Genomic DNA, 21,527 nt, shown 5'->3' with positions numbered 1-21,527 from the left:
CTGACCTGACGCCTTCGCGGGCAAGCCTCGCTCCTACAGGGGGGGGATTTCAGCTCAGGGCCTTTTCGATTGCCTGAATGACAGTGGGATCATCCGGCGCCGTACGCGGTGAGAACCGTGCCAGTACACGACCGTCCTTGCCGAGCAGGAATTTTTCGAAATTCCAGGTGATATCACCCGGGAATTCAGCACCCTCGCCCGCCAGCAGGCGGTACAACTGATGACGCTCATGCCCGTTGACTTCCAGCTTGCTGGACAACGGAAAGGTCACGCCATAGTTGAGGCTGCAGAACTCCTGGATCTCTTTCTCGGTACCCGGTTCCTGTCCGGCAAACTGGTTGCACGGCAAGCCCAGCACGCTGAAGCCTTTACCTTTGTATTGCTGGTAAAGGTTTTCCAGCGCCGCGTATTGTGGGGTCAAGCCACATTTGGAGGCGACGTTGACCACCAGCACGACATGCCCCTTGAAGGGCGCCAGAGGTAGCTCCTGACCATCCAGGCCTGTCAAATTAAGGTCGTGAAAAGCACTCATGACGTACTCCAGATTCCCGTGTTCTTCTCGAAACAGCCTCTTGGTGAGGCCACCAAGGACAGCCGCGGACTAAAAAGGCGCCCTCGGGCGCCTCTCCAGTTCTCTGAGCTTAGCGCAGAAAATCAGTGGTGATGGCCACCTTCGCCATGGACGTGACCATGAGCGATTTCTTCCTGGCTGGCGTCACGGATGGCGATGATCTTGACCTGGAAGTTCAGGCGCTGACCGGCCAACGGGTGGTTGCCGTCGACGGTGACATCGTCGCCGTCCAGATCGCGAATGGTCACGATCTGCATTTGGCCGTCCGGTGCGGAAGCGTGGAACTGCATGCCCACTTCCAGCTCGTCGACGCCTTCGAACATGCTGCGGCTCAAGGTGCTGACCAGTTCGGCAGCGTATTCGCCGTAAGCGTCTTCAGGTTCAACGGCCACGGTCAGCTCGTCGCCGACTGCTTTGCCTTCCAGAGCCTTTTCCAGGCCCGGAATGATGTTACCTGCGCCTTGCAGGTAGACCAGCGGCGCGCCGCCGGCGGAGCTGTCGATGACCTCACCAGCGTCGTTGGTCAGGGTATAGTCGATGGAGACAGCCTTATTGGCGGCGATCAGCATGGGGCGAGACCTTTTGCATAAGAATTTAGAAAGGCCAAGTTTAGCGAAGCAATCGTCCGAAAGCGAACACAACCCGGACAGACGGAATGCGGCGCCAGGCTCGACGGTCACAGGTTTTCATCAGGACGAGGACGGGCATTGGGTGGCCGAGCTGTCCTGTGGCCACACGCAGCACCTGCGCCACCAGCCGCCGTGGCAATCGCGCGCCTGGGTCATGGACCCGGCGCAACGTATTGAAAAAATAGGCCAGCCCTTTGAATGCGGTTGGTGCGCACAAGGCTCGGTTAGCGATAACCTTGGCGACTGAATTTCGGTAGATCGTCAGCTATAGATGATCACCTTTGTCATGCTCCCTTAGAGAATCCGCATGCAAACTTTTTTTATCGCGCCCACCGATTTTGGTGTGGGTCTGACCTCCATCAGCCTCGGGCTGGTGCGCACCCTCGAGCGGGCCGGCCTCAAAGTCGGCTTTTTCAAACCGATTGCCCAGCCGCATCCGGGTGATACCGGGCCGGAGCGCTCCACCGAACTGGTGGCGCGAACCCACGGTTTGAAACCGCCGCAACCGCTGGGCCTGGCGCACGTCGAGCGCATGCTCGGCGACGGCCAGCTCGATGAGCTGCTCGAAGAAATCATCACGCTCTATCAACAAGCGGCCATCGGCAAGGACGTGCTGATCGTCGAAGGGATGGTCCCGACCCGCAGCGCCAGTTACGCCGCGCGGGTCAATCTGCATTTGGCCAAGAGTCTGGATGCCGACGTGATTCTGGTTTCGGCACCGGAAAACGAAGTGCTGACCGAGCTCTCCGGTCGCGTGGAGTTGCAGGCGCAATTGTTCGGCGGGCCAAAAGACCCGAAAGTCCTCGGCGTGATCCTCAACAAGGTCAAGACCGACGAGAGCATGGAGGCCTTCGCCTCGCGCCTCAAGGAGCATTCGCCGTTGCTGCGCAGCGGGGATTTCCGCTTGCTCGGTTGCATCCCGTACCAGCCGGAACTGAACGCGCCGCGCACCCGCGACGTGGCCGATCTGATGGGCGCGCAAATCCTCAATGCCGGCGACTACGAAACCCGGCGCATGACCAAAATCATCATTTGTGCGCGCACCATGCGCAACACCGTGGAGCTGCTCAAGCCCGGCGTGCTGGTGGTGACGCCCGGCGATCGCGACGACATCATCCTCGCCGTCAGCCTCGCCGCCATGAACGGCGTGCCGCTGGCCGGCCTGCTGCTGACCAGCGACACCCTGCCCGACCCGCGCATCATGGACCTGTGCCGTGGCGCCTTGCAGGCCGGTTTGCCGGTGTTGTCGGTGAGCACCGGCTCCTACGACACCGCGAACCAGCTGAACGGTTTGAACAAGGAAATCCCGATCGACGACCGCGAGCGTGCGGAGATCATCACCGACTTCGTCGCCAGCCACCTCGACGCCAACTGGCTGCACCAGCGTTGCGGCACGCCACGGGAAATGCGCCTGTCGCCTGCGGTGTTCCGTTATCAATTGATCCAGCGCGCCCAGGCCGCCAACAAACGCATCGTGCTGCCCGAAGGCAGTGAGCCGCTGACCGTGCAAGCCGCGGCAATCTGTCAGGCGCGCGGCATTGCCCGTTGCGTGTTGCTGGCAAAACCGGCGGACGTCGAAGCCGTAGCGCGTGCCCACGATATCGAGCTGCCGCCAGGCCTGGAGATTCTCGATCCGGACCTGATTCGCGAACGCTACGTCGAGCCGATGGTTGCGCTGCGCAAGACCAAAAGCCTCAACGCGCCGATGGCCGAGCAGCAACTGGAAGACACCGTGGTGATCGGCACCATGATGCTGGCGCTGGATGAAGTCGACGGCCTGGTGTCCGGTGTCATTCACTCCACCGCCAACACCATCCGCCCGGCCTTGCAGTTGATCAAGACCGCGCCGGGCTGCACCCTGGTGTCGTCGGTGTTCTTCATGCTGTTTCCCGAAGAGGTGCTGGTCTACGGCGACTGCGTGATGAACCCGCACCCGAGCGCCACGGAACTGGCCGAGATCGCCCTGCAAAGTGCGGACTCGGCAGCAGCGTTCGGCATTACGCCGCGCGTGGCGATGATCAGCTATTCCAGCGGTGAATCGGCCAGCGGCGAAGAGGTCGAGAAGGTCCGCGAGGCGACGTTGCTCGCCCACGAACAACAACATTCGCTGCTGATCGACGGTCCGTTGCAGTACGACGCCGCCGCCAACGAAACCGTTGCCCGGCAACTGGCGCCGAACAGTCAGGTCGCCGGTCGCGCCACAGTGTTTGTGTTCCCCGACCTGAATACCGGCAACACCACGCACAAAGCCGTGCAGCGCAGCGCCGACTGCGTCAGCCTCGGCCCGATGCTGCAAGGCCTGCGCAAACCGGTAAACGACCTGCCGCGTGGCGCGCAAGTCGACGACATTGTGTACACCATCGCGTTGACCGCGATTCAAGCTGCCAACCGACCTCTGGATGTTTAAATGCTGGATTTCCTGCCTGCCGCCGCACGCGGCGTGATTGCATCGTTGTTGCTGGCACTGAATACGATTCTGCTCTGCTCGTTTCTGTTCTGCGTAGCGATTTTCAAGGTATTGCCGTTCGCCCTCACCCAGCGTTTCACGCGCTGGCTGATGAACCATACCCATGAAGCCTGGATCAGCAACAACAAGGCCTGGATGAACCTGGTCCGCCGCACCCGCTGGCACCTCAGCGGCCTTGAAGGGCTGGACTATCAGCACTCGTACCTGATCACCAGCAACCACCAGAGCTGGGTCGACATCATGGTGTTGCAGTATGTGCTCAACCGTCGAATCCAGCCGCTGAAGTTCTTTCTCAAGCAAGAGCTGATCTGGGTGCCGGTAATTGGCCTGGCCTGGTGGACGCTGGGCTTTCCGTTCATGAAGCGCTATTCCAAGGCTTACCTGGAAAAGCACCCGGAGAAGAAAGGCAAAGACCTGGAAACCACGCGCAAGACCTGTGCGAAGTTTCGTGATAACCCGGTGGGGATTTTCAATTTCGTCGAAGGCACGCGCTTCACCGAAGGCAAGCATGCGCAGCAGAAATCCCCGTTCAAGTACCTGCTCAAACCCAAGGCCGGTGGCATTGCGTTTGTGCTGGACGCCATGGGTGAGCAGCTGGAGTCGATCGTCAACGTGACCATCCACTATCCGGGCGGGCGTCCGGGGTACTGGGATCTGTTATGCGGGAACGTTGCGGACGTGGTGGTGCACTTTCAGGAGTTGAAGATTCCGCCGCAGTTTATTGGCAAGAACTACGACCAGGATGGCGAGTATCGGTTGCAGTTTCAGGGGTGGATCAATCAGCTTTGGTTAGACAAGGATGCGCTGCTTGAGCAGATGCATCGCGAATACCCCGATAAACACTGACCTACTGTGGGAGCCAGCCTGCTGGCGATAGCGGGTTCACATTCAGCAGATTTATTGCCTGAATCACCGCAATCGCTAGCAGGCTAGCTCCCACAGTTGACCGAGTTGGGACACAAAAAAACCCGCCGATGATCACTCATCGGCGGGTTTTTCATGAGCAGCTAACGCTTAGATCGCGCCATGCTTGCGCAGCAGATCCAGCACTTGCTTGACGCTTTCTTCCAGCGACAGCGACTGGGTGTCGACCACGAGGTCGGCGTCCAGCGGCACGTCGTACGGGAAGGAATCGCCCGGAATGTTATCCCCGGCCGCTGCGTACAAGCCTTGCGGATCACGCTCGGCACAAACAGTCGGCGAGGCCTGGACGTAGACCGTCAGCAGACGCTCCTTGCCGATCAGGTCCTTGGCCTGCTCACGCCCTTCTGCACTCGGCGCAACAAACGCAGCGAGGGTCAGCAGACCAGCTTCGTTGAACTGACGCGCAACGTGCGCAGCACGACGCCAGTTCTCGGTACGCCCGGCGCGATCCTGTGGCAGACCTTTGTTCAGGTCGTGACGCAGGTTCTGGCCATCGAGCACAAACACCGCACGGCCCAGGTCGAACAACTTGCGTTCAACGGCGTAAGCCAGGGTGCTTTTGCCCGCGCCCGACAAACCGCTGAACAACACGGTGGCCGGCTGTTGGCCGAAACGCTGAGCGCGTTCTTCGGTAGCAACGTGCGCCAGTTTGCCGTGGTGCGTGCTGCTGCCATGCGCCAACGGCTGAGCGATGATCATGCCGGCGGCAACGGTGCCGTTGGTCAAACGGTCGATGACGATGAACGAACCGGTGGTGCGGTTGCTCGCGTAACCGTCCAGCGCGATGGCGGCGTCGAGGCTGATCTTGACGCGACCGATCTCGTTCAACTGCAACGCGCTGGCAGGACCTTCTTCCAGGGTGTTCACGTCAACGCGGTTGACGATGCTGGTGATCGAACCCGGCACGTACGTCGTGGCGCGCTTGATGTCGTATTTCTTGCCCGGCAGCATCGGTTCTTCGGCCATCCACACCAGCATGGCGTCGAAGGCGTCAGTCACTTGCGGCAGGTTGTCGGCGTGCACCAGCAAGTCGCCGCGAGAGATATCGATCTCGTCTTCCATGGTCAGCGTCACCGCTTGACCCGGACCGGCATGCTCCAGCTCACCTTCGAAGGTGACGATGGATTTCACGCGGCTGCTCTTGCCCGACGGCAGCACAACGACTTCATCGCCCTTGTGCACGATGCCGCTGGCCAGGGTGCCGGCGAAACCACGGAAGTTCAGGTTCGGACGGTTGACGTACTGCACCGGGAAACGCAGGTCGGTGTAGTTGCGGTCGCTGGCAATTTCGACGGTTTCGAGAATTTCCATCAGCGACTGGCCGGTGTACCACGGCGAGCGCTCGGACTTGTTCACCACGTTGTCGCCCTTCAGCGCCGACATCGGCACGAAGGCCATGGTGGTCGGCTTGAACGCGATGCCTTCGGCGAACTTCAGGTAATCGGCCTTGATTGACTCGAACACGCTTTCGTCGAAGCCATTGAGGTCCATCTTGTTGATGGCGACCACGATGTGCTTGATGCCCAGCAACGAGGCGATGAAGCTGTGGCGACGGGTCTGGGTCTGCACGCCGTAGCGGGCGTCGACCAGGATAATCGCCAGGTCACAGGTGGATGCACCGGTGGCCATGTTGCGGGTGTACTGCTCATGGCCAGGGGTGTCGGCGATGATGAATTTGCGCTTGGCGGTGGAGAAGTAGCGGTAAGCGACATCGATGGTGATGCCCTGCTCACGCTCGGCCTGCAGGCCGTCGACCAGCAACGCCAGGTCGATGTCTTCGCCGGTGGTGCCGACTTTTTTCGAGTCGCGGGTGATGGCTTCCAGGTGATCTTCGTAGATCATCTTGGAGTCGTGCAGCAGGCGCCCGATCAGGGTGCTCTTGCCGTCGTCGACGTTGCCACAGGTCAGAAAGCGCAGCATTTCCTTGCGTTCGTGCTGGCCCAGGTAGGCGAGGATGTCCTCGCTGATCAAATCAGATGCGTGCGACATGACAACCCCTTAGAAATAACCCTGACGTTTCTTTTCTTCCATCGAGCCTGCGCCATCGTGATCGATGACCCGGCCCTGGCGTTCGGAAGTTCGCGTCAGGAGCATTTCCTGAATGATGTCGGTCAGGCTGGTGGCCTCGGACTCGACCGCACCGGTCAGCGGGTAGTCACCCAGTGTACGGAAACGGACTTTCTTCTTGACGATGCGCGCCTTGTCTTCGTCGCTCAGGTGATTGAGCAGGCGTTCGTCGTCGATCATGATCCAGGTGCCATTCATCTCGATGACGTCGCGCTCGGCGGCGAAATACAGCGGCACAATCGGGATGCCTTCGAGGTAGATGTACTGCCAGATGTCCAGTTCGGTCCAGTTCGACAATGGGAAAACGCGGATCGATTCGCCCTTGTTGACGTTGCCGTTGTAGACGTTCCACAGCTCTGGACGCTGGTTTTTCGGGTCCCAGCGGTGCTTGGTGTCGCGAAAGGAATACACGCGTTCTTTGGCGCGGGACTTCTCTTCGTCGCGGCGAGCGCCACCGAAAGCGGCGTCGAAACCGTACTTGTCGAGCGCCTGTTTCAGGCCCTCGGTTTTCATGATGTCGGTATGCTTGGCGCTACCGTGGGTCAGCGGGTTGATGCCCTGGGCCACGCCATCGGGGTTCACGTGCACCAGCAGGTCCAGGCCGAGTTCTTCGACCATGCGGTCGCGGAATTCGTACATTTCCTTGAACTTCCACCGGGTGTCGACGTGCATCACCGGGAACGGCAATTTGCCCGGGAAGAATGCCTTGCGCGCAAGGTGCAGCATCACGGCGGAATCTTTACCGACGGAGTACAGCATCACCGGGTTATCGAACTCGGCGGCGACCTCGCGGATGATGTGGATGCTTTCGGCCTCCAGCTGTTTCAGATGCGTCAGTTTGTCGACCATGGCTACTCACGAAAACGATCTTATGGACGGCCAGCGGGCCGTGTTCGAGCGGGGAATCCTAGCACAGCGACCTCTTCTAATCAGGCCGCGAGCTAGATCGAAAGGGTATATGAATATACCCCCTCGTTTGGGCCTACCGCGCCCTGTAGGAGCGAGGCTTGCCCGCGAAGAACGATAACGCGGTAGACCTGACGCACCACGTCATCGTTCTTCGCGGGCAAGCCTCGCTCCTACGAAGACGTGTTGAAATCAAATCGGATTCGGGCAATCGATGAAGATGTGCTCCAGCGCAAACCGTCGCGCCAGATAATCCCCCAGCGCCTGCACACCATAACGCTCGGTGGCGTGGTGACCGGCGGCGATGAAGCTGATGTCGTTTTCCCGGGCGCTGTGGAAGGTTTGCTCGGACGCCTCGCCGCTGAGGTACAGATCGACGCCCGCCAAGACCGCCTGATCGATATACCCCTGACCGCCACCAGTGCACCAGCCGACCCGACGAATCATCTCGCTGCCTTCAATCAGCAGCGGCTCGCGGCCCATGACTTCCTGCACGCGGCGAGCGAAATCACGCGGCGTCACCGGTTCGTTCAACGAGCCGACCAGACCGACAAGCTTCAGGTTATCCGGGTCCAGCGGCCCTTCGACGGTGATGTCCAACTGACGGGCGAGCTGCACGTTGTTACCGACTTCCGGGTGCAGGTCCAGCGGCAAGTGATAGGACAGCAGGCTGATGTCGTGCTTGAGCAGGGTTTTCAGCCGACGCTGCTTCATGCCGGTGATGCACGGGTTCTCGCCCTTCCAGAAGTAACCGTGATGCACCAGCACCAGATCGGCCTGCGCTTCGACGGCGGCATCCAGCAACGCCTGACTGGCCGTGACGCCACTGACGATGCGCATCACCTGCGGCCGGCCTTCGACCTGTAACCCGTTGGGGCAATAATCGGCAATCTTTGCACTGTTCAGATAACGGTCGGCTTCTTCGACCAGGGTGCTCAGGGCGACGGCCATAAAAGACTCCTAAATATCCCGTTCAGAGGCGCGCGCGGCCTCGTATAATGCGCGACATTATGGGCGGTCTCTAACCGCCTGCAACCTCTCAGGACGTGCTTAATGCTCAAGGCGCTGCGTTTTTCCGGCTGGCCGCTGTTGGCCGGCGTGCTTATCGCTCTATTGATCATCCAGCGTTACCCGCAGTGGGTCGGGCTTCCAAGCCTCGACGTCAACCTGCAACAAGCCCCGCAAACCACCACCATGCAACAGGGGCCGGTGTCCTATGCCGACGCCGTCACCACCGCTGCGCCGTCGGTGGTGAACCTGTACACCACCAAAGTCATCAACAAGCCGAACCATCCGCTGTTCGAAGACCCGCAGTTCCGCCGCTTCTTCGGCGACAACGCGCCCAAGCAGAAACGCATGGAATCGAGCCTCGGCTCCGGCGTGATCATGAGCCCGGAAGGCTACCTGCTGACCAACAACCACGTGACCAGCGGCGCCGACCAGATTGTCGTCGCGCTGAAGGACGGGCGTGAAACCCTGGCCCGCGTCATCGGCAGCGACCCGGAAACCGACCTCGCGGTCCTGAAGATCGATCTGAAAAACCTGCCGTCGATCACCGTCGGCCGCTCCGACAACATCCGCATCGGCGACGTCGCACTGGCCATCGGCAACCCGTTCGGCGTCGGCCAGACCGTGACCATGGGCATCATCAGCGCCACCGGCCGCAACCAGCTGGGCCTGAACAACTACGAAGATTTCATCCAGACCGACGCCGCGATCAACCCCGGCAACTCCGGCGGTGCGCTGGTGGATGCCAATGGCAACCTGACCGGGATCAACACGGCGATCTTCTCCAAGTCCGGCGGTTCGCAAGGCATCGGTTTCGCGATTCCGGTCAAACTGGCGATGGAAGTGATGAAGTCGATCATCGAACACGGCCAGGTGATTCGCGGCTGGCTCGGTATCGAAGTGCAGCCGTTGAGCCAGGAACTGGCGGAGTCGTATGGTCTGTCGGGACGTCCGGGCATTGTGGTCGCGGGGATTTTCCGTGACGGTCCGGCGCAGAAGGCCGGCCTGCAATTGGGTGACGTGATTCTCACCATCGACGGCGAACCGGCCGGTGATGGTCGCCGTTCGATGAACCAGGTCGCACGGATCAAACCGACTGACAAAGTCACGGTTCAAGTGATGCGCAACGGCAAGGAACTGAAGCTCACCGCTGAAATCGGCTTGCGCCCGCCACCGGCGCCGGTCAAAGAGAAAGAAGAACAGTAAACCGCAACACAAAACCACTGTGGGAGCGAGCCTGCTCGCGATGAGGCCATAACTTTCAACATCATCGTTGACTGTTAAACCGCTATCGCCGGCAAGCCGGTCTCGCTCCCACAGGATTGGTGGATGTTTTAGAGGTCGCCGAGGCCGTCGATCAGTGCCTGATTCTGTTCAGGCGTGCCAATCGAAATCCGCAGGAACTGCGCAATGCGTTCCTGCTTGAAGTGCCGGACGATCACGCCTTGCTCGCGCAACTTCGCTGCCAGCCCCGCCGCATCGTGCTGCGGATGCCGGGCGAAGATGAAGTTCGCCGCTGACGGCAGCACTTCAAAGCCCTTGGCTTGCAGTTGCGCAACGACCTTCTCGCGATTCTCGATCACCAACCCGCAGGTCTTGTCGAAGTACTCGCGGTCTTCGAACGCGGCGGCTGCGCCGACGTTCGCCAGGCGATCCAGCGGATAAGAGTTGAAGCTGTTCTTGATCCGCTCCAGCGCCTCGATCAGGTCCGGATGCCCCACCGCCAGACCGACCCGCAGGCCGGCCAGGGAACGGGATTTGGACAAGGTCTGAGTCACCAGCAAATTCGGATAACGGTCCACCAGACTGATCGCCGTCTCGCCACCGAAGTCGATGTAAGCCTCATCCACCACGACCACCGAATCCGGGCTGGCCTTGAGGATTTGCTCAACCGCGTCCAGCGCCAACAGGCAACCGGTCGGGGCGTTCGGGTTCGGGAAGATGATCCCGCCGTTCGGTTTGGCGTAATCCGCCGGGTTGATCTGGAACTGTTCGTCCAACGGTACCGCGTCGAACGTGATGCCGTACAACCCGCAGTAGACCGGGTAGAAGCTGTAGCTGATGTCCGGGAACAGCACCGGCTGATCGTGTTGCAGCAAACCGTGAAAGATGTGCGCCAGGACTTCATCGGAACCGTTGCCGAGGAACACCTGATTGCTTTGCACGCCGTAGTAATGGGCGACAGCGTTCTTCAACAGGTCGCTGTTCGGGTCCGGGTACAAACGCAGGTTGTCATTGAGCTCGGTCTGCATCGCCGCCAGGGCTTTTGGCGATGGGCCGTACGGGTTTTCGTTGGTGTTGAGCTTCACCAGTTTCGCCAGTTTCGGCTGCTCGCCCGGCACGTAAGGCACCAGGTTCTTGACGAACGGGCTCCAGAATTTACTCATCTCAGTTCCCCTGCTTGTCGTCGATGATGCGGTATTCGGCGCTGCGGGCGTGGGCGGTCAGCGACTCGCCACGGGCCAGCACGGAAGCGGTCTTGCCCAGTTCCGACGCACCCTGCTCGGAGCAGAAGATGATCGACGAGCGTTTCTGGAAGTCGTACACGCCCAGCGGCGAGGAGAACCGTGCGGTGCCGGAAGTCGGCAGCACGTGGTTCGGGCCGGCGCAGTAGTCGCCCAAGGCTTCGGAGGTGTGACGGCCCATGAAGATTGCGCCGGCGTGACGGATCTGCGGCAACCACGCTTGTGGATCGGCGACCGACAACTCCAGGTGCTCCGGTGCGATGCGGTTAGCCACTTCGATGGCTTGTTCCATATCGCGAACCTGGATCAGCGCCCCACGGCCATTGATCGAGGTTTCGATGATCTCGGCGCGTTCCATGGTCGGCAGCAGTTTGGCGATGCTGGCGGCGACCTTGTCGAGGAACCCGGCGTCCGGGCTGACCAGAATCGCCTGGGCGTCTTCGTCGTGCTCGGCCTGGGAGAACAAGTCCATGGCGATCCAGTCCGGATCGGTCTGGCCGTCGCACACAACGAGGATTTCCGACGGGCCGGCGATCATGTCAATGCCGACCTGGCCGAACACGTGACGCTTGGCGGTGGCGACATAGATATTGCCCGGGCCGACCACCTTGTCGACCTTCGGCACGCTTTCGGTGCCATAAGCCAACGCGGCAACGGCTTGCGCGCCGCCAATGGTGAAGACACGGTCGACACCCGCGATGCACGCTGCGGCCAATACCAGCTCGTTGATTTCACCACGTGGGGTCGGCACCACCATGACCACTTCGGTCACGCCCGCCACTTTGGCCGGGATCGCATTCATCAGTACGGACGACGGGTACGACGCTTTGCCGCCCGGGACATAAAGACCGGCGCGATCCAGCGGCGTGACCTTCTGGCCCAGCACGGTGCCATCGGCCTCGGTGTAGCTCCAGGAATCCTGTTTCTGCTTTTCGTGGTAGCTGCGCACGCGGGCCGCGGCTTTTTCCAGCGCTTCACGCTGCGGCACGGTGATGCGGGTCAGCGCCAGTTCCAGGCGCTCGCGCGGCAGGATCAGGTCGGCCATCGAGGCGACTTCCAGGCCGTCGAACTTCTGGGTGAATTCCACCAGCGCCGCATCGCCACGCTCGCGCACGGCCTTGATGATGTCCAGCACCCGCTGATTGACCGAGTCGTCAGACACACTTTCCCAGCTCAGCAGATGATCCAGATGATGTGCGAAATCCGGGTCAGCAGCGTTGAGTCGGCGAATTGCAGTCGGTGCGGTCATAGCGAGAGCCTCATAGGAATGGCAAAAACTCAGGCGCCCTAACTTAGCAGTCGTTTCCGCTTGGGCACCTGAGATTCTGGCTATGAGGCGGATAGACGGGCGCGACTCAAGGTCGCGCAGGTGAATCAGCCGCGGTGTCGAGACTCCACTGCCTTGCGCAGGGTGTCGATCAACGCCTGGATACGGGCGTGCTGCATTTTCATCGAAGCTTTGTTGACGATCAGCCGGGAACTGATGTCGGCAATGAAATCCTGGGGTTCCAGGCCATTGGCGCGCAGGGTGTTGCCGGTGTCGACCACGTCGATGATCTTGTCCGCCAGACCGATCAGCGGCGCCAGCTCCATCGAGCCGTACAGCTTGATGATGTCGACCTGACGACCCTGTTCGGCGTAGTAACGCTTGGCAACGTTGACGAACTTGGTCGCCACCCGCAAACGGCCCTTGGGCTCGACGTCGCCGACACGGCCAGCGGTCATCAGCTTGCAGAGGGCAATGCGCAAGTCCAGTGGCTCGTAGAGGCCCTGGCCGCCGTATTCCATCAACACATCTTTACCGGCGACGCCCAGGTCAGCGGCACCATGCTCGACATAGGTCGGCACATCGGTGGCGCGCACGATCAGCAGGCGTACATCTTCCTGGGTCGTGGGGATGATCAGCTTGCGGCTCTTGTCCGGATTCTCGGTCGGCACGATGCCCGCTTCAGCCAGAAGCGGCAGGGTGTCGTCAAGGATGCGGCCCTTGGACAGTGCGATGGTCAACATGGGAAACGTCAGTCCTTATCAAGGTACGTGCCCGGTCACAAACGGCGCCGGACACACATCGTGGGTGAAGTACCCTCGACTTGAAACGAATTCAACGGGCACATCCTTATGCCCATGCAGCAAAAAACTAGCCCGGTACGCGGCGGATCTTGGCGCCGAGCATCTGCAGTTTCTCTTCGATGCACTCGTAACCACGGTCGATGTGGTAGATGCGGTCGATCAGGGTGTCGCCTTCAGCGATCAGCGCCGAGATCACCAGGCTGGCCGAAGCACGCAGGTCGGTGGCCATGACTGGCGCGCCTTTCAGCTTCTCGGTACCGGTGACAATGGCGGTGTTGCCTTCGACCTGGATCTTGGCGCCCATGCGGTGCAGTTCGTAAACGTGCATGAAGCGGTTTTCGAAGATCGTCTCGATCACGGCACCGGTGCCTTCGGCAATGGCGTTGAGCGAGATGAACTGCGCCTGCATGTCGGTCGGGAACGCCGGGTATGGAGCGGTGCGCACGTTGACGGCTTTTGGCCGCTTGCCGTGCATGTTCAGCTCGATCCAGTCTTCGCCGCAGGTGATTTCGGCACCCGACTCACGGAGTTTTTCCAGGACGGCTTCGAGGATGGTCGGATCGGTGTCCTTGACCTTCACACGACCACCGGTCACGGCGGCGGCAACCAGGTAGGTACCGGTTTCGATACGGTCCGGCATCACTTTGTAAGTGGTGGTGTGCAGACGCTCGACGCCATCGATGGTGATGGTGTCGGTGCCGGCGCCAGAGATCTTGGCGCCCATGGCGATCAGGAAGTTCGCCAGGTCGACCACTTCAGGCTCGCGCGCGGCGTTGGCCAGCACGCTGCGGCCCTTGGCCAGGGCAGCGGCCATCATGATGTTTTCGGTACCGGTCACACTGACGGTGTCGAAGAAGAAGTGCGCGCCACGCAGGCCGCCTTCAGGCGCCTTGGCCTTGATGTAGCCGCCTTCGACGTCGATGACCGCGCCCATGGCTTCAAGACCACGGATGTGCAGGTCCACCGGACGCGAACCGATGGCGCAACCGCCAGGCAGTGCGACTTCGGCTTCACCGAAACGGGCAACCATCGGGCCCAGTACCAGGATCGACGCACGCATGGTTTTAACCAGTTCGTACGGAGCGATCAGGGTCTTGATGGTGCGCGGGTCGATTTCGACGCTGAGTTTCTCGTCGATCACCGGCTCGATGCCCATGCGACCGAACAGCTCGATCATGGTGGTGATGTCGTGCAGGTGCGGCAGGTTGGCAACGGTAACCGGGCCATCGCACAGCAAAGTTGCAGCCAGGATCGGCAGGGCAGAGTTCTTTGCCCCGGAAATGCGGATCTCGCCATCAAGACGAGCGCCACCGGTAATAATCAATTTATCCATAAGAATCTCGACGCCCTTGGGCTCAGGTGCGCTCGGCCCAGGCCGCGCTGCTGAAAAATTTCATAGTGACCGCATGGATGCTGCCATCGGTGATCCATGGGTTCAAATGGGCATAGACCTGCTGCTGACGCTTCACCGGGCTCAACGCCGCCAGTTCATCGCTAATCACATTCAGCTGAAAGTTGCAGCCTTCGCCTTCAACTTCCACCTGCGTGTTTGGCAGCTTTCCTTCAAGGAAGCTCTTCACTTCTACGGCCTGCATGCTCAACCTCAATCGGCGCCCTGTGCGCGCGGGTCGGACATCATACAAAAAAGCCCCGCGCCTGCGAACCCCGCGAAGCAGGACTCTGACGGGGGGCTTCTCTGTCGATGCGGTTAGGGATGCGCCAACAGCTCGGTCATTTCGCTGACCTGAGCGATTTCGCGCATGTCTTCGGGCATCGCGCGGATGCTCAGCGTCTTGCCGGCCTCGTGCGCATCCCGCATGAAACACAGCAGCAACGACAAGCCGACGCTGCTGGATTTCAACACCGCCGAACAGTCCACCACCAGTGCGGGGGCCTTGCTGGCCTTGATCAGCGCCTGGCCCTGCTTGCGCAGGCCCGGGCCAGTGAGGTAGTCCAGCATGCCGCTGAGCATCAGCTCACCGGATTCGTTCATGCGAATGGCCGATACACTCATTGGGTCTGCTGCTCGGTGGATTGCTTCTGGCTGGCTTCCTTGGCCTTGGCGACTTCACCGGCCCAACCATTGATGGTCTTGTCCAGGTCGTTGCCATTGCGCTGCATCGCATCGGCGAATTGGTCGCGGAACAGCTTGCCGATATTGATGCCGTTGATGATCACGTTACGCAGCTTCCACTCGCCGTTGATCTTCTCGAGCGTGTAAGACACAGGATAGATCGCGCCGTTGCTGCCTTTGACCGTCATGCCAACGCTGGTGCGGTCTCCCGACTCATCCTTGGCAGGGTCGACGACGATGCCCTGGTTGTTGTACTCGAGCAAGGCGTTGCCATAGAACTGGAACAGGCCTTTCTTGAAGTTTTCTTCAAAGGTCTTCATTTGCGCCGGCGTGGCCTTGCGCGAATATTTGACCGTCATGATGCTCTTGGAGATGCCCTCGGCATCCACCACAGGCCCGACGATGGTGTTCAGCGCCGTGTAAAAGTCCTGCGGGTCCTGCTTGTACTTCTCTTTGTTGGCCGACAGATCCGCCAGCAACCGGGTCGTGGTGTCTTGTACCAGTTCGTGCGCGGAAGGCGCCGCCACGGCGTTAGCCATCAACGGCAGGGCCGCGAGTAATACCAACAGGCCACGTCGCAAGGTAGAGATCATTCAAAAGCTCCTCATTTGGCGTCTTTGCTAACGGTATTGAGCAGGAATTTACCGATCAGGTCCTCGAGCACCAGCGACGACTGGGTGTCATGGATGGTTCCACCATCCTTGAGCAGGGCTTCTTCGCCGCCCACGCTGATACCGATGTACTTCTCGCCCAACAGGCCAGCAGTCAGGATAGATGCAGTGGAGTCATTCGGCAGGTTATCTACGCGCTTTTCCAGCTGCATCGTCACTCGACCGGTGAAACTGTCGCGGTCCAGATCGATCGCCGTGACCTTGCCGATGGTCACACCGGCCATGGTCACTTTAGCTCTGACCGTCAAACCGGCGATATTGTCGAAATACGCATAAAGTTTATATGTATCGTTGGTTGCGCTCGGGGACAGGCCACTCACCCGCAACGCCAGCAACAGCAAAGCCAGGATGCCAGCCAGCAAGAAAAGGCCGACACCGATTTCCAGGGTGCGGTTTTGCATCAGAAATCTCCAAACATCAAGGCGGTCAGAATAAAGTCCAGGCCGAGTACCGCCAACGAGGCGTACACAACGGTCTTGGTAGTGGCACGACTGATCCCCTCGGATGTGGGCTCGCAGTCATAGCCTTGGAATACGGCGATCCAGGTCACGACAAAAGCGAAGACAATGCTTTTGATGATGCCGTTCAGCACATCGTCGGCAAAGGTCACGCTGTTTTGCATGTTCGACCAGTAGGAACCTTCATAGACACCCAGCCAGTCGACGGCCACCCACGAACCGCCCCAGATACCCACCACGCTGAAAATCATCGCCAGCACCGGCAGGGAAATGAAGCCGGCCCACAGGCGCGGGGCAATGATGTACTTGAGCGGGTCGACACCAATCATTTCCAGACTGGACAACTGCTCGGTGGACTTCATGTTGCCGATTTCAGCCGTCAGGGCCGAACCGGCGCGCCCGGCGAACAACAACGCCGTGACCACGGGGCCCAGTTCACGCAGCAACGTCAGCGCAACCATCTGCCCGACCGCCTGCTCCGAACCATAGCTGGACAGGATGTTGAACCCCTGCAGCGCCAGCACCATGCCGATGAACACCCCGGAGACCACGATGATCACCAGGGACATCACGCCCACCGAATGCAATTGCTTGATCAGCAGCCCGAACCCGCCGCCGATACCGCCACGGCCGAGCAAGGCATGAAACAGGAAGATCGTCGAACGACCGAACACCGCCAGCACATCGATGCCGGAGTGGCCGAACCGGCGCACGCGCTCCAATAGTGAAATCTTGCGCATCAACGCTTCCCCAGAAGATCTGCGCGGTAATCCGTCGCTGGAAAGTGGTACGCCACCGGGCCGTCGGGTTCGCCGGTCATGAATTGGCGAATTCGCGGCTCCTGCGAGTTCATCAGCTCCTCGGGCGTGCCCTGCCCCAACACCTGGCCTTCGCCGACCACATAGATGTAGTCGGCGATGCTCGCTGTCTCGGCCAGATCGTGGGAGACCACGATGCTGGTGATGCCCAGCGCGTCGTTGAGCAGGCGGATCAGGCGCACCAGGACGCCCATGGCGATCGGGTCCTGACCGACGAAGGGTTCGTCATACATGAGAATCTGCGGATCGAGAGCAATTGCCCGGGCCAGCGCCACACGACGCTTCATGCCGCCGGACAGCTCCTCGGGCATCAGGTCGATGGCACCACGCAGGCCCACGGCCTGTAACTTGAGCAGGACGATGTCCCGGATCATTTCTTCCGGAAGCTCGGTATGAACGCGAAGCGGAAAGGCGACGTTCTCGAACACATCGAGATCGGTAAACAGTGCGCCGCTCTGGAACAGCACACCCATGTGCTTGCGCGCGTCGAACAAATCGCTGCGCGACAGCTTCGGCAGGTTTTGACCGTTGACCCAGACTTCGCCCTTGGTGGGACGCAGCTGTGCGCCCATCAAACGCAGCAATGTGGTCTTGCCACACCCGGAAGGCCCCATGATGCCGGTGACCTTGCCGCGTGGAATACGGATATCGACGTTATTGAAAATGCTGCGCGAACCGCGCTTGAAGGTCAGTCCCTTCAGCTCGACCGCGTAGGCGTTATCGGCACTCATCTAAACTCCTTGCGATGCAGCCTCTCACTCGGACGCCTGACTTTCTGACGAAAGCACATACCTCCCGGGCAGGCCGAACTGGCGGCGAACTATATCACTGCAAAGGCCAAGCGCCCAAGCGCCAAGCCGGGCCATGTTCAGCAACATGACAGGCAAAAAGCTTTCACTCGGAGGGTTTCGGTAACAGGGAATGACAAAGCGCGACGAACTTGCGTGAGGGTTTCGATCATTACCGCTATAATCGCCGCCTTTTCATCAGGCTATACGATTTCTGACATGAGCCAATCCAGCGACCTGATTCAATCAGCACAACGCACCATCCGCCTCGAACTGGAAGCCGTAGAAGGCTTGCTGCCCCACATCGACGCAGATTTCGTACGCGCTTGCGAGATGATTCTGGCCAGCAAAGGCCGCGTAGTCGTGGTCGGCATGGGCAAATCAGGGCACATCGGCAACAAGATCGCGGCCACCCTGGCCAGCACCGGCACCACGGCGTTTTTCGTGCACCCGGCCGAAGCCAGTCACGGCGACATGGGCATGATCACCCGCGACGACATCATCCTGGCCCTGTCGAACTCCGGCTCCACCAACGAAATCGTGACCCTGCTGCCGCTGATCAAGCGCCTGGGCATCAAACTGATCAGCGTGACCGGCAACCCCGACTCACCGCTGGCCAAGGCCGCCGAGGTCAACCTCAACGTACACGTCGAGCACGAAGCCTGCCCGCTGAACCTGGCGCCGACATCGTCGACCACCGCAGCGCTGGTCATGGGCGACGCCCTGGCCGTTGCGCTGCTGGAAGCCCGCGGCTTTACTGCTGAAGACTTCGCCTTTTCCCACCCGGGTGGCGCGCTGGGCCGACGCCTGCTGTTGAAAGTGGAAAACGTCATGCACGCCGGGCAGGAGCTGCCGCAAGTCCAGCGCGGCACCTTGCTCAAGGACGCGCTGATGGAAATGACCCGCAAGGGTCTGGGCATGACCGTGATCCTGGAAGCCGACGGCAAACTCGCCGGGATCTTCACCGACGGCGATTTGCGCCGCACCCTGGATCGCAGCATCGACATCCACAGCGCGACGATCGACCAGGTCATGACCGCTCACGGCAAGACCGCCCGCGCCGAGATGCTCGCGGCCGAGGCCCTGAAAATCATGGAAGACCATAAAATCAACGCGCTGGTCGTGGTCGATAGCGAAGACCGCCCGGTCGGCGCCTTGAACATGCACGATTTGCTGCGCGCGGGAGTAATGTAATGAGCACGGACCTGCTGCAACGCGGCAAACAGATCAAACTGGCGGTATTCGACGTTGACGGCGTCCTGACTGACGGACGCCTGTACTTCCTTGAAGACGGCAGCGAATTCAAGACATTCAATACGCTCGACGGCCAGGGCATCAAGATGTTGATGGCAGCGGGCGTGCAGACGGCTATCATCAGCGGCCGCAAGACCCCGGTGGTCGAGCGACGGGCGAAGAACCTCGGTATTCCCCACCTTTATCAGGGCCGTGAAGATAAACTGGTGGTGCTTGACGAGCTTCTCGCACAGCTCAATCTAAGCTATGAACAAGTCGCCTACCTCGGCGACGACCTGCCAGACCTGCCGGTGATCCGCCGCGTCGGCCTGGGCATGGCGGTGGCCAATGCCGCCAGCTTCGTGCGTGAACACGCCCACGGCATCACCCAGGCCCGTGGTGGCGAGGGTGCCGCTCGCGAATTCTGCGAATTGATCCTGCGCGCCCAGGGCCGCCTCGATGCGGCCAACGCCGCGTACCTGTGAGCCAACTATGCTGAGCAAGAAATTTCGCAACATCCTGATGTTCGGTTGCATCGCAGCGATATTTGCTGCGGTCGGCTACTGGAACATCAGCCCGGAGCGCTTCCTCGACAAGCCTGTGGCAACGGTCGACGAAAGCGAAATCGACTACTACGCGATCAACGCGCACAGCGTCCAGTTCCTGCCGGATGGCAAACTGCAATACGAAATGACGTCCGACAAGGTTGAACACCTGAAGGCGACCGAAGTGACGCTGCTGACCAACCCGGACCTGAACCTGTTCCGCGGCACCCAGTTCCCTTGGCACGTCCAGAGCGAACACGGCGAGGTCAACCCGGACGGCACCCAGGTCGAACTGATCGACTCGGTGCGCATCACGCGTTTCGACGAGAAAAACCGCAAGACCCTGATTACCACCACCCGTATGACCGTGTTCCCGCAACAGCAATATGCGCAGACCGAGCAACCCGTTAGAATCGACGGCGCTGGCGGTGTATCGACTGGCAAGGGAATGAAAGCGTATTTGAAAGAAAGCAGGATACACCTGCTATCGAACGTAAGAGGACAGTATGAGGCTCGTTAAAACTCTCCCTATTTTGCTCGGCCTGAGCGCAGCACTGGGAAGCGTGAGCGCCTGGGCTCTGCCGAACGATCAACAGCAGCCGATCCGCATCCAGGCCGACGACGCCCAACTGGACGACAAGAACGGTATTGCCACCTATAAAGGTGACGTGATCATCACCCAAGGTTCGATGATCGTTAAAGGCAATACTGTGACCATGACCCGCACCCCTGCGGGCGACATCGACGTGGTGACTTCGGTGGGCAACCTTGCCTATTTCGAACAACTGCAAACGGCGGGCGACACCAAGCCGGTTCAGGGCTGGGGCGTCACCATCCAGTACCACGCCTCGCAAGATCGCGTCGTGCTGATCGATCGCGCCAAAGTTGTCGATAAGGACGGTAACGTCACCCAAGGCGAGAAAATCGTCTACGACACCAACAAAAAGCTTGCCAGCGCAGGCCGTGCCACGGGCACCAACGTGACCGAGTCGCGTCCGCGTATCGACATGGTTATCCAGCCGAAAAAGAAAACCGACGAGCAAAAGGCCCCGTAATGGCAACTCTGAAAGCTCAGCATTTGGCCAAGAGCTACAAGAGCCGTCAGGTCGTGCGCGACGTCAGCCTGTCTATCGACAGCGGTCAGATCGTCGGCCTGCTTGGCCCTAACGGCGCCGGTAAAACCACCTGTTTCTACATGATTGTCGGCCTGGTTCAGGCGGATCAGGGTCGCGTACTGATCGATGATCTGGACGTCAGCCACCAGCCGATGCACGGTCGTGCAAAGGCCGGTATCGGCTATCTTCCGCAAGAAGCGTCGATCTTCCGCAAACTCTCGGTCGCCGACAACATCATGGCGATCCTCGAGACCCGCAAGGAACTCGACAAGGCCGATCGCCGCAAGGAACTGGAAAGCCTGCTGCAGGAATTCCACATCAGCCACATCCGCGACAGCCTCGGCATGAGCCTGTCCGGTGGCGAGCGCCGCCGCGTGGAAATCGCCCGGGCACTGGCCACCAACCCGAAATTCATCCTCCTCGACGAACCGTTCGCCGGCGTGGACCCGATTTCGGTGGGCGACATCAAACAGATCATCTACCACCTCAAGGCCAAGGGCATTGGCGTGCTGATCACCGACCACAACGTCCGTGAGACGCTGGATATCTGCGAAACCGCCTACATCGTCAACGATGGCCAACTGATCGCCGAAGGTGATTCGGCCACCATCCTGGCCAACGACCTCGTGAAAGAAGTCTATCTGGGCCATGAGTTCCGCCTGTAAGCACTAAGGTGTCTGGCTGGCTGCCCGAGCGCTTGTCTCGATAAAAAATCAAT

Annotated in this window: 24 protein-coding genes; 9 read left to right on the top strand and 15 right to left on the bottom strand. The window is 60.1% G+C overall.

The features are described from left to right. Window positions 1-49: 49 nt before the first annotated feature. Together K5R88_RS25635 and K5R88_RS25630 are read right to left on the bottom strand one after the other, a co-directional pair. Window positions 50-532: a glutathione peroxidase gene (locus K5R88_RS25635; protein ID WP_008037360.1), complete on the bottom strand. Its 483-nt coding sequence runs from the start codon at window positions 530-532 to the stop codon at window positions 50-52. A gap of 122 nt (window positions 533-654) precedes the next feature. Next, window positions 655-1,140, bottom strand: a complete 486-nt coding sequence (locus K5R88_RS25630; protein ID WP_008026954.1) for an FKBP-type peptidyl-prolyl cis-trans isomerase — start codon at window positions 1,138-1,140, stop codon at window positions 655-657. Between K5R88_RS25630 and K5R88_RS25625 the strand changes: the two genes are divergently transcribed. Genes K5R88_RS25625 through K5R88_RS25615 form a run of 3 tightly spaced genes read left to right on the top strand, consistent with a single transcriptional unit; the run spans window position 1,109 to window position 4,513 of the window. Continuing rightward, entirely contained in the window at window positions 1,109-1,447 is a 339-nt protein-coding gene (locus K5R88_RS25625; RefSeq protein WP_081500182.1) for a DUF3565 domain-containing protein, read from the top strand. The genes K5R88_RS25630 and K5R88_RS25625 overlap by 32 nt on opposite strands. A gap of 60 nt (window positions 1,448-1,507) precedes the next feature. After that, window positions 1,508-3,607: a phosphate acetyltransferase gene (gene pta / locus K5R88_RS25620; RefSeq protein ID WP_008026952.1), complete on the top strand. Its 2,100-nt coding sequence runs from the start codon at window positions 1,508-1,510 to the stop codon at window positions 3,605-3,607. After that, window positions 3,608-4,513, top strand: coding sequence for an acyltransferase (locus K5R88_RS25615; RefSeq protein WP_207285271.1), 906 nt, complete (start codon window positions 3,608-3,610; stop codon window positions 4,511-4,513). A 168-nt stretch (window positions 4,514-4,681) separates the two neighbouring features. Here the strand turns inward: K5R88_RS25615 and cysN are convergent, their stop codons facing one another. The 3 genes from cysN to K5R88_RS25600 all read right to left on the bottom strand — a co-directional run bounded on the left by cysN (window position 4,682) and on the right by K5R88_RS25600 (window position 8,515). Then, window positions 4,682-6,580 carry a sulfate adenylyltransferase subunit CysN gene (gene cysN, locus K5R88_RS25610; RefSeq protein WP_223415026.1) on the bottom strand — a complete coding sequence of 633 codons (1,899 nt, stop codon included), beginning with the start codon at window positions 6,578-6,580 and terminating at the stop codon, window positions 4,682-4,684. 9 nt (window positions 6,581-6,589) lie between these two features. Continuing rightward, the gene (gene cysD, locus K5R88_RS25605) at window positions 6,590-7,507 is read right to left on the bottom strand and encodes a sulfate adenylyltransferase subunit CysD (RefSeq protein ID WP_008026947.1); all 918 of its coding nucleotides are present in this window, start codon (window positions 7,505-7,507) and stop codon (window positions 6,590-6,592) included. Between the two features lie 249 nt (window positions 7,508-7,756). Then, window positions 7,757-8,515, bottom strand: coding sequence for a Nif3-like dinuclear metal center hexameric protein (locus tag K5R88_RS25600; RefSeq protein WP_226298600.1), 759 nt, complete (start codon window positions 8,513-8,515; stop codon window positions 7,757-7,759). A gap of 102 nt (window positions 8,516-8,617) precedes the next feature. On the opposite strand from K5R88_RS25600, the gene algW reads away from it, so the two are divergent. Further along, the gene (gene algW, locus K5R88_RS25595; protein ID WP_008026944.1) at window positions 8,618-9,778 is read left to right on the top strand and encodes a Do family serine endopeptidase AlgW; all 1,161 of its coding nucleotides are present in this window, start codon (window positions 8,618-8,620) and stop codon (window positions 9,776-9,778) included. A gap of 128 nt (window positions 9,779-9,906) precedes the next feature. Here algW and hisC read toward each other — a convergent pair whose 3' ends face one another. From hisC to K5R88_RS25545, 10 genes are all read right to left on the bottom strand, one after another. After that, entirely contained in the window at window positions 9,907-10,959 is a 1,053-nt protein-coding gene (hisC, locus tag K5R88_RS25590) for a histidinol-phosphate transaminase (protein ID WP_207285272.1), read from the bottom strand. Between the two features lies 1 nt (window position 10,960). Then, the gene (gene hisD, locus K5R88_RS25585; RefSeq protein WP_008026941.1) at window positions 10,961-12,286 is read right to left on the bottom strand and encodes a histidinol dehydrogenase; all 1,326 of its coding nucleotides are present in this window, start codon (window positions 12,284-12,286) and stop codon (window positions 10,961-10,963) included. Window positions 12,287-12,411: 125 nt separating this feature from the next. After that, a complete protein-coding gene (gene hisG, locus K5R88_RS25580) occupies window positions 12,412-13,047 on the bottom strand; it encodes an ATP phosphoribosyltransferase (RefSeq protein WP_008026940.1) in 636 nt (211 codons plus the stop codon). 127 nt (window positions 13,048-13,174) lie between these two features. After that, window positions 13,175-14,440 carry a UDP-N-acetylglucosamine 1-carboxyvinyltransferase gene (gene murA / locus K5R88_RS25575; RefSeq protein WP_223450704.1) on the bottom strand — a complete coding sequence of 422 codons (1,266 nt, stop codon included), beginning with the start codon at window positions 14,438-14,440 and terminating at the stop codon, window positions 13,175-13,177. A gap of 22 nt (window positions 14,441-14,462) precedes the next feature. Continuing rightward, window positions 14,463-14,702: a BolA family protein gene (locus K5R88_RS25570; RefSeq protein ID WP_150710210.1), complete on the bottom strand. Its 240-nt coding sequence runs from the start codon at window positions 14,700-14,702 to the stop codon at window positions 14,463-14,465. Window positions 14,703-14,815: 113 nt separating this feature from the next. Beyond that, on the bottom strand, window positions 14,816-15,121 hold the full coding sequence (locus tag K5R88_RS25565) for an STAS domain-containing protein (RefSeq protein WP_192227733.1): 306 nt from the start codon (window positions 15,119-15,121) through the stop codon (window positions 14,816-14,818). Next, a complete protein-coding gene (locus tag K5R88_RS25560) occupies window positions 15,118-15,774 on the bottom strand; it encodes an MlaC/ttg2D family ABC transporter substrate-binding protein (RefSeq protein WP_192417373.1) in 657 nt (218 codons plus the stop codon). The genes K5R88_RS25565 and K5R88_RS25560 overlap by 4 nt, the downstream gene beginning before the upstream one ends. An 11-nt stretch (window positions 15,775-15,785) precedes the next feature. Then, a complete protein-coding gene (gene mlaD / locus K5R88_RS25555; RefSeq protein WP_008026930.1) occupies window positions 15,786-16,253 on the bottom strand; it encodes an outer membrane lipid asymmetry maintenance protein MlaD in 468 nt (155 codons plus the stop codon). After that, window positions 16,253-17,050, bottom strand: a complete 798-nt coding sequence (mlaE, locus tag K5R88_RS25550; RefSeq protein ID WP_008026928.1) for a lipid asymmetry maintenance ABC transporter permease subunit MlaE — start codon at window positions 17,048-17,050, stop codon at window positions 16,253-16,255. Before mlaE ends, mlaD begins: the two co-directional genes overlap by 1 nt. After that, window positions 17,050-17,859 carry an ATP-binding cassette domain-containing protein gene (locus K5R88_RS25545; RefSeq protein ID WP_008026926.1) on the bottom strand — a complete coding sequence of 270 codons (810 nt, stop codon included), beginning with the start codon at window positions 17,857-17,859 and terminating at the stop codon, window positions 17,050-17,052. The genes mlaE and K5R88_RS25545 overlap by 1 nt, the downstream gene beginning before the upstream one ends. A gap of 276 nt (window positions 17,860-18,135) precedes the next feature. Between K5R88_RS25545 and K5R88_RS25540 the strand changes: the two genes are divergently transcribed. From K5R88_RS25540 to lptB, 5 genes are read left to right on the top strand one after another with little or no spacing between them, the layout of a single operon-like run. Next, entirely contained in the window at window positions 18,136-19,110 is a 975-nt protein-coding gene (locus K5R88_RS25540) for a KpsF/GutQ family sugar-phosphate isomerase (protein ID WP_008026924.1), read from the top strand. Beyond that, window positions 19,110-19,634 (top strand): KdsC family phosphatase, encoded by a 525-nt coding sequence (locus K5R88_RS25535; RefSeq protein WP_008037377.1) that lies wholly within the window; start codon window positions 19,110-19,112, stop codon window positions 19,632-19,634. The genes K5R88_RS25540 and K5R88_RS25535 overlap by 1 nt, the downstream gene beginning before the upstream one ends. Window positions 19,635-19,641: 7 nt before the next feature. After that, entirely contained in the window at window positions 19,642-20,214 is a 573-nt protein-coding gene (gene lptC / locus K5R88_RS25530) for an LPS export ABC transporter periplasmic protein LptC (RefSeq protein ID WP_226298599.1), read from the top strand. Next, entirely contained in the window at window positions 20,201-20,749 is a 549-nt protein-coding gene (lptA, locus tag K5R88_RS25525) for a lipopolysaccharide transport periplasmic protein LptA (RefSeq protein WP_008026920.1), read from the top strand. The genes lptC and lptA overlap by 14 nt, the downstream gene beginning before the upstream one ends. Further along, the gene (gene lptB, locus K5R88_RS25520) at window positions 20,749-21,474 is read left to right on the top strand and encodes an LPS export ABC transporter ATP-binding protein (protein ID WP_008026918.1); all 726 of its coding nucleotides are present in this window, start codon (window positions 20,749-20,751) and stop codon (window positions 21,472-21,474) included. Before lptA ends, lptB begins: the two co-directional genes overlap by 1 nt. Window positions 21,475-21,527 lie beyond the last annotated feature (53 nt).

It is taken from the genome of Pseudomonas sp. MM213 (assembly GCF_020423045.1).
Classification (GTDB): domain Bacteria; phylum Pseudomonadota; class Gammaproteobacteria; order Pseudomonadales; family Pseudomonadaceae; genus Aquipseudomonas; species Aquipseudomonas migulae.
This window is presented reverse-complemented; position numbering and strand designations above follow the sequence as displayed.

Bases quoted from the DNA above. Each gene is read 5' to 3' on its own strand.
- lptA (WP_008026920.1), top strand. From the start codon at position 20,201: ATGAGGCTCGTTAAAACTCTCCCTATTTTGCTCGGCCTGAGCGCAGCA.
- mlaD (WP_008026930.1), bottom strand. From the start codon at position 16,253: ATGCAAAACCGCACCCTGGAAATCGGTGTCGGCCTTTTCTTGCTGGCT.
- K5R88_RS25565 (WP_192227733.1), bottom strand. From the start codon at position 15,121: ATGAGTGTATCGGCCATTCGCATGAACGAATCCGGTGAGCTGATGCTC.
- pta (WP_008026952.1), top strand. From the start codon at position 1,508: ATGCAAACTTTTTTTATCGCGCCCACCGATTTTGGTGTGGGTCTGACC.
- K5R88_RS25560 (WP_192417373.1), bottom strand. From the start codon at position 15,774: ATGATCTCTACCTTGCGACGTGGCCTGTTGGTATTACTCGCGGCCCTG.
- K5R88_RS25535 (WP_008037377.1), top strand. From the start codon at position 19,110: ATGAGCACGGACCTGCTGCAACGCGGCAAACAGATCAAACTGGCGGTA.
- K5R88_RS25540 (WP_008026924.1), top strand. From the start codon at position 18,136: ATGAGCCAATCCAGCGACCTGATTCAATCAGCACAACGCACCATCCGC.
- K5R88_RS25630 (WP_008026954.1), bottom strand. From the start codon at position 1,140: ATGCTGATCGCCGCCAATAAGGCTGTCTCCATCGACTATACCCTGACC.
- hisC (WP_207285272.1), bottom strand. From the start codon at position 10,959: ATGAGTAAATTCTGGAGCCCGTTCGTCAAGAACCTGGTGCCTTACGTG.
- K5R88_RS25615 (WP_207285271.1), top strand. From the start codon at position 3,608: ATGCTGGATTTCCTGCCTGCCGCCGCACGCGGCGTGATTGCATCGTTG.
- K5R88_RS25600 (WP_226298600.1), bottom strand. From the start codon at position 8,515: ATGGCCGTCGCCCTGAGCACCCTGGTCGAAGAAGCCGACCGTTATCTG.
- K5R88_RS25570 (WP_150710210.1), bottom strand. From the start codon at position 14,702: ATGCAGGCCGTAGAAGTGAAGAGCTTCCTTGAAGGAAAGCTGCCAAAC.
- cysN (WP_223415026.1), bottom strand. From the start codon at position 6,580: ATGTCGCACGCATCTGATTTGATCAGCGAGGACATCCTCGCCTACCTG.
- K5R88_RS25545 (WP_008026926.1), bottom strand. From the start codon at position 17,859: ATGAGTGCCGATAACGCCTACGCGGTCGAGCTGAAGGGACTGACCTTC.
- lptB (WP_008026918.1), top strand. From the start codon at position 20,749: ATGGCAACTCTGAAAGCTCAGCATTTGGCCAAGAGCTACAAGAGCCGT.
- hisG (WP_008026940.1), bottom strand. From the start codon at position 13,047: ATGTTGACCATCGCACTGTCCAAGGGCCGCATCCTTGACGACACCCTG.
- algW (WP_008026944.1), top strand. From the start codon at position 8,618: ATGCTCAAGGCGCTGCGTTTTTCCGGCTGGCCGCTGTTGGCCGGCGTG.
- lptC (WP_226298599.1), top strand. From the start codon at position 19,642: ATGCTGAGCAAGAAATTTCGCAACATCCTGATGTTCGGTTGCATCGCA.
- hisD (WP_008026941.1), bottom strand. From the start codon at position 12,286: ATGACCGCACCGACTGCAATTCGCCGACTCAACGCTGCTGACCCGGAT.
- murA (WP_223450704.1), bottom strand. From the start codon at position 14,440: ATGGATAAATTGATTATTACCGGTGGCGCTCGTCTTGATGGCGAGATC.
- cysD (WP_008026947.1), bottom strand. From the start codon at position 7,507: ATGGTCGACAAACTGACGCATCTGAAACAGCTGGAGGCCGAAAGCATC.
- mlaE (WP_008026928.1), bottom strand. From the start codon at position 17,050: ATGCGCAAGATTTCACTATTGGAGCGCGTGCGCCGGTTCGGCCACTCC.
- K5R88_RS25625 (WP_081500182.1), top strand. From the start codon at position 1,109: ATGGAGACAGCCTTATTGGCGGCGATCAGCATGGGGCGAGACCTTTTG.
- K5R88_RS25635 (WP_008037360.1), bottom strand. From the start codon at position 532: ATGAGTGCTTTTCACGACCTTAATTTGACAGGCCTGGATGGTCAGGAG.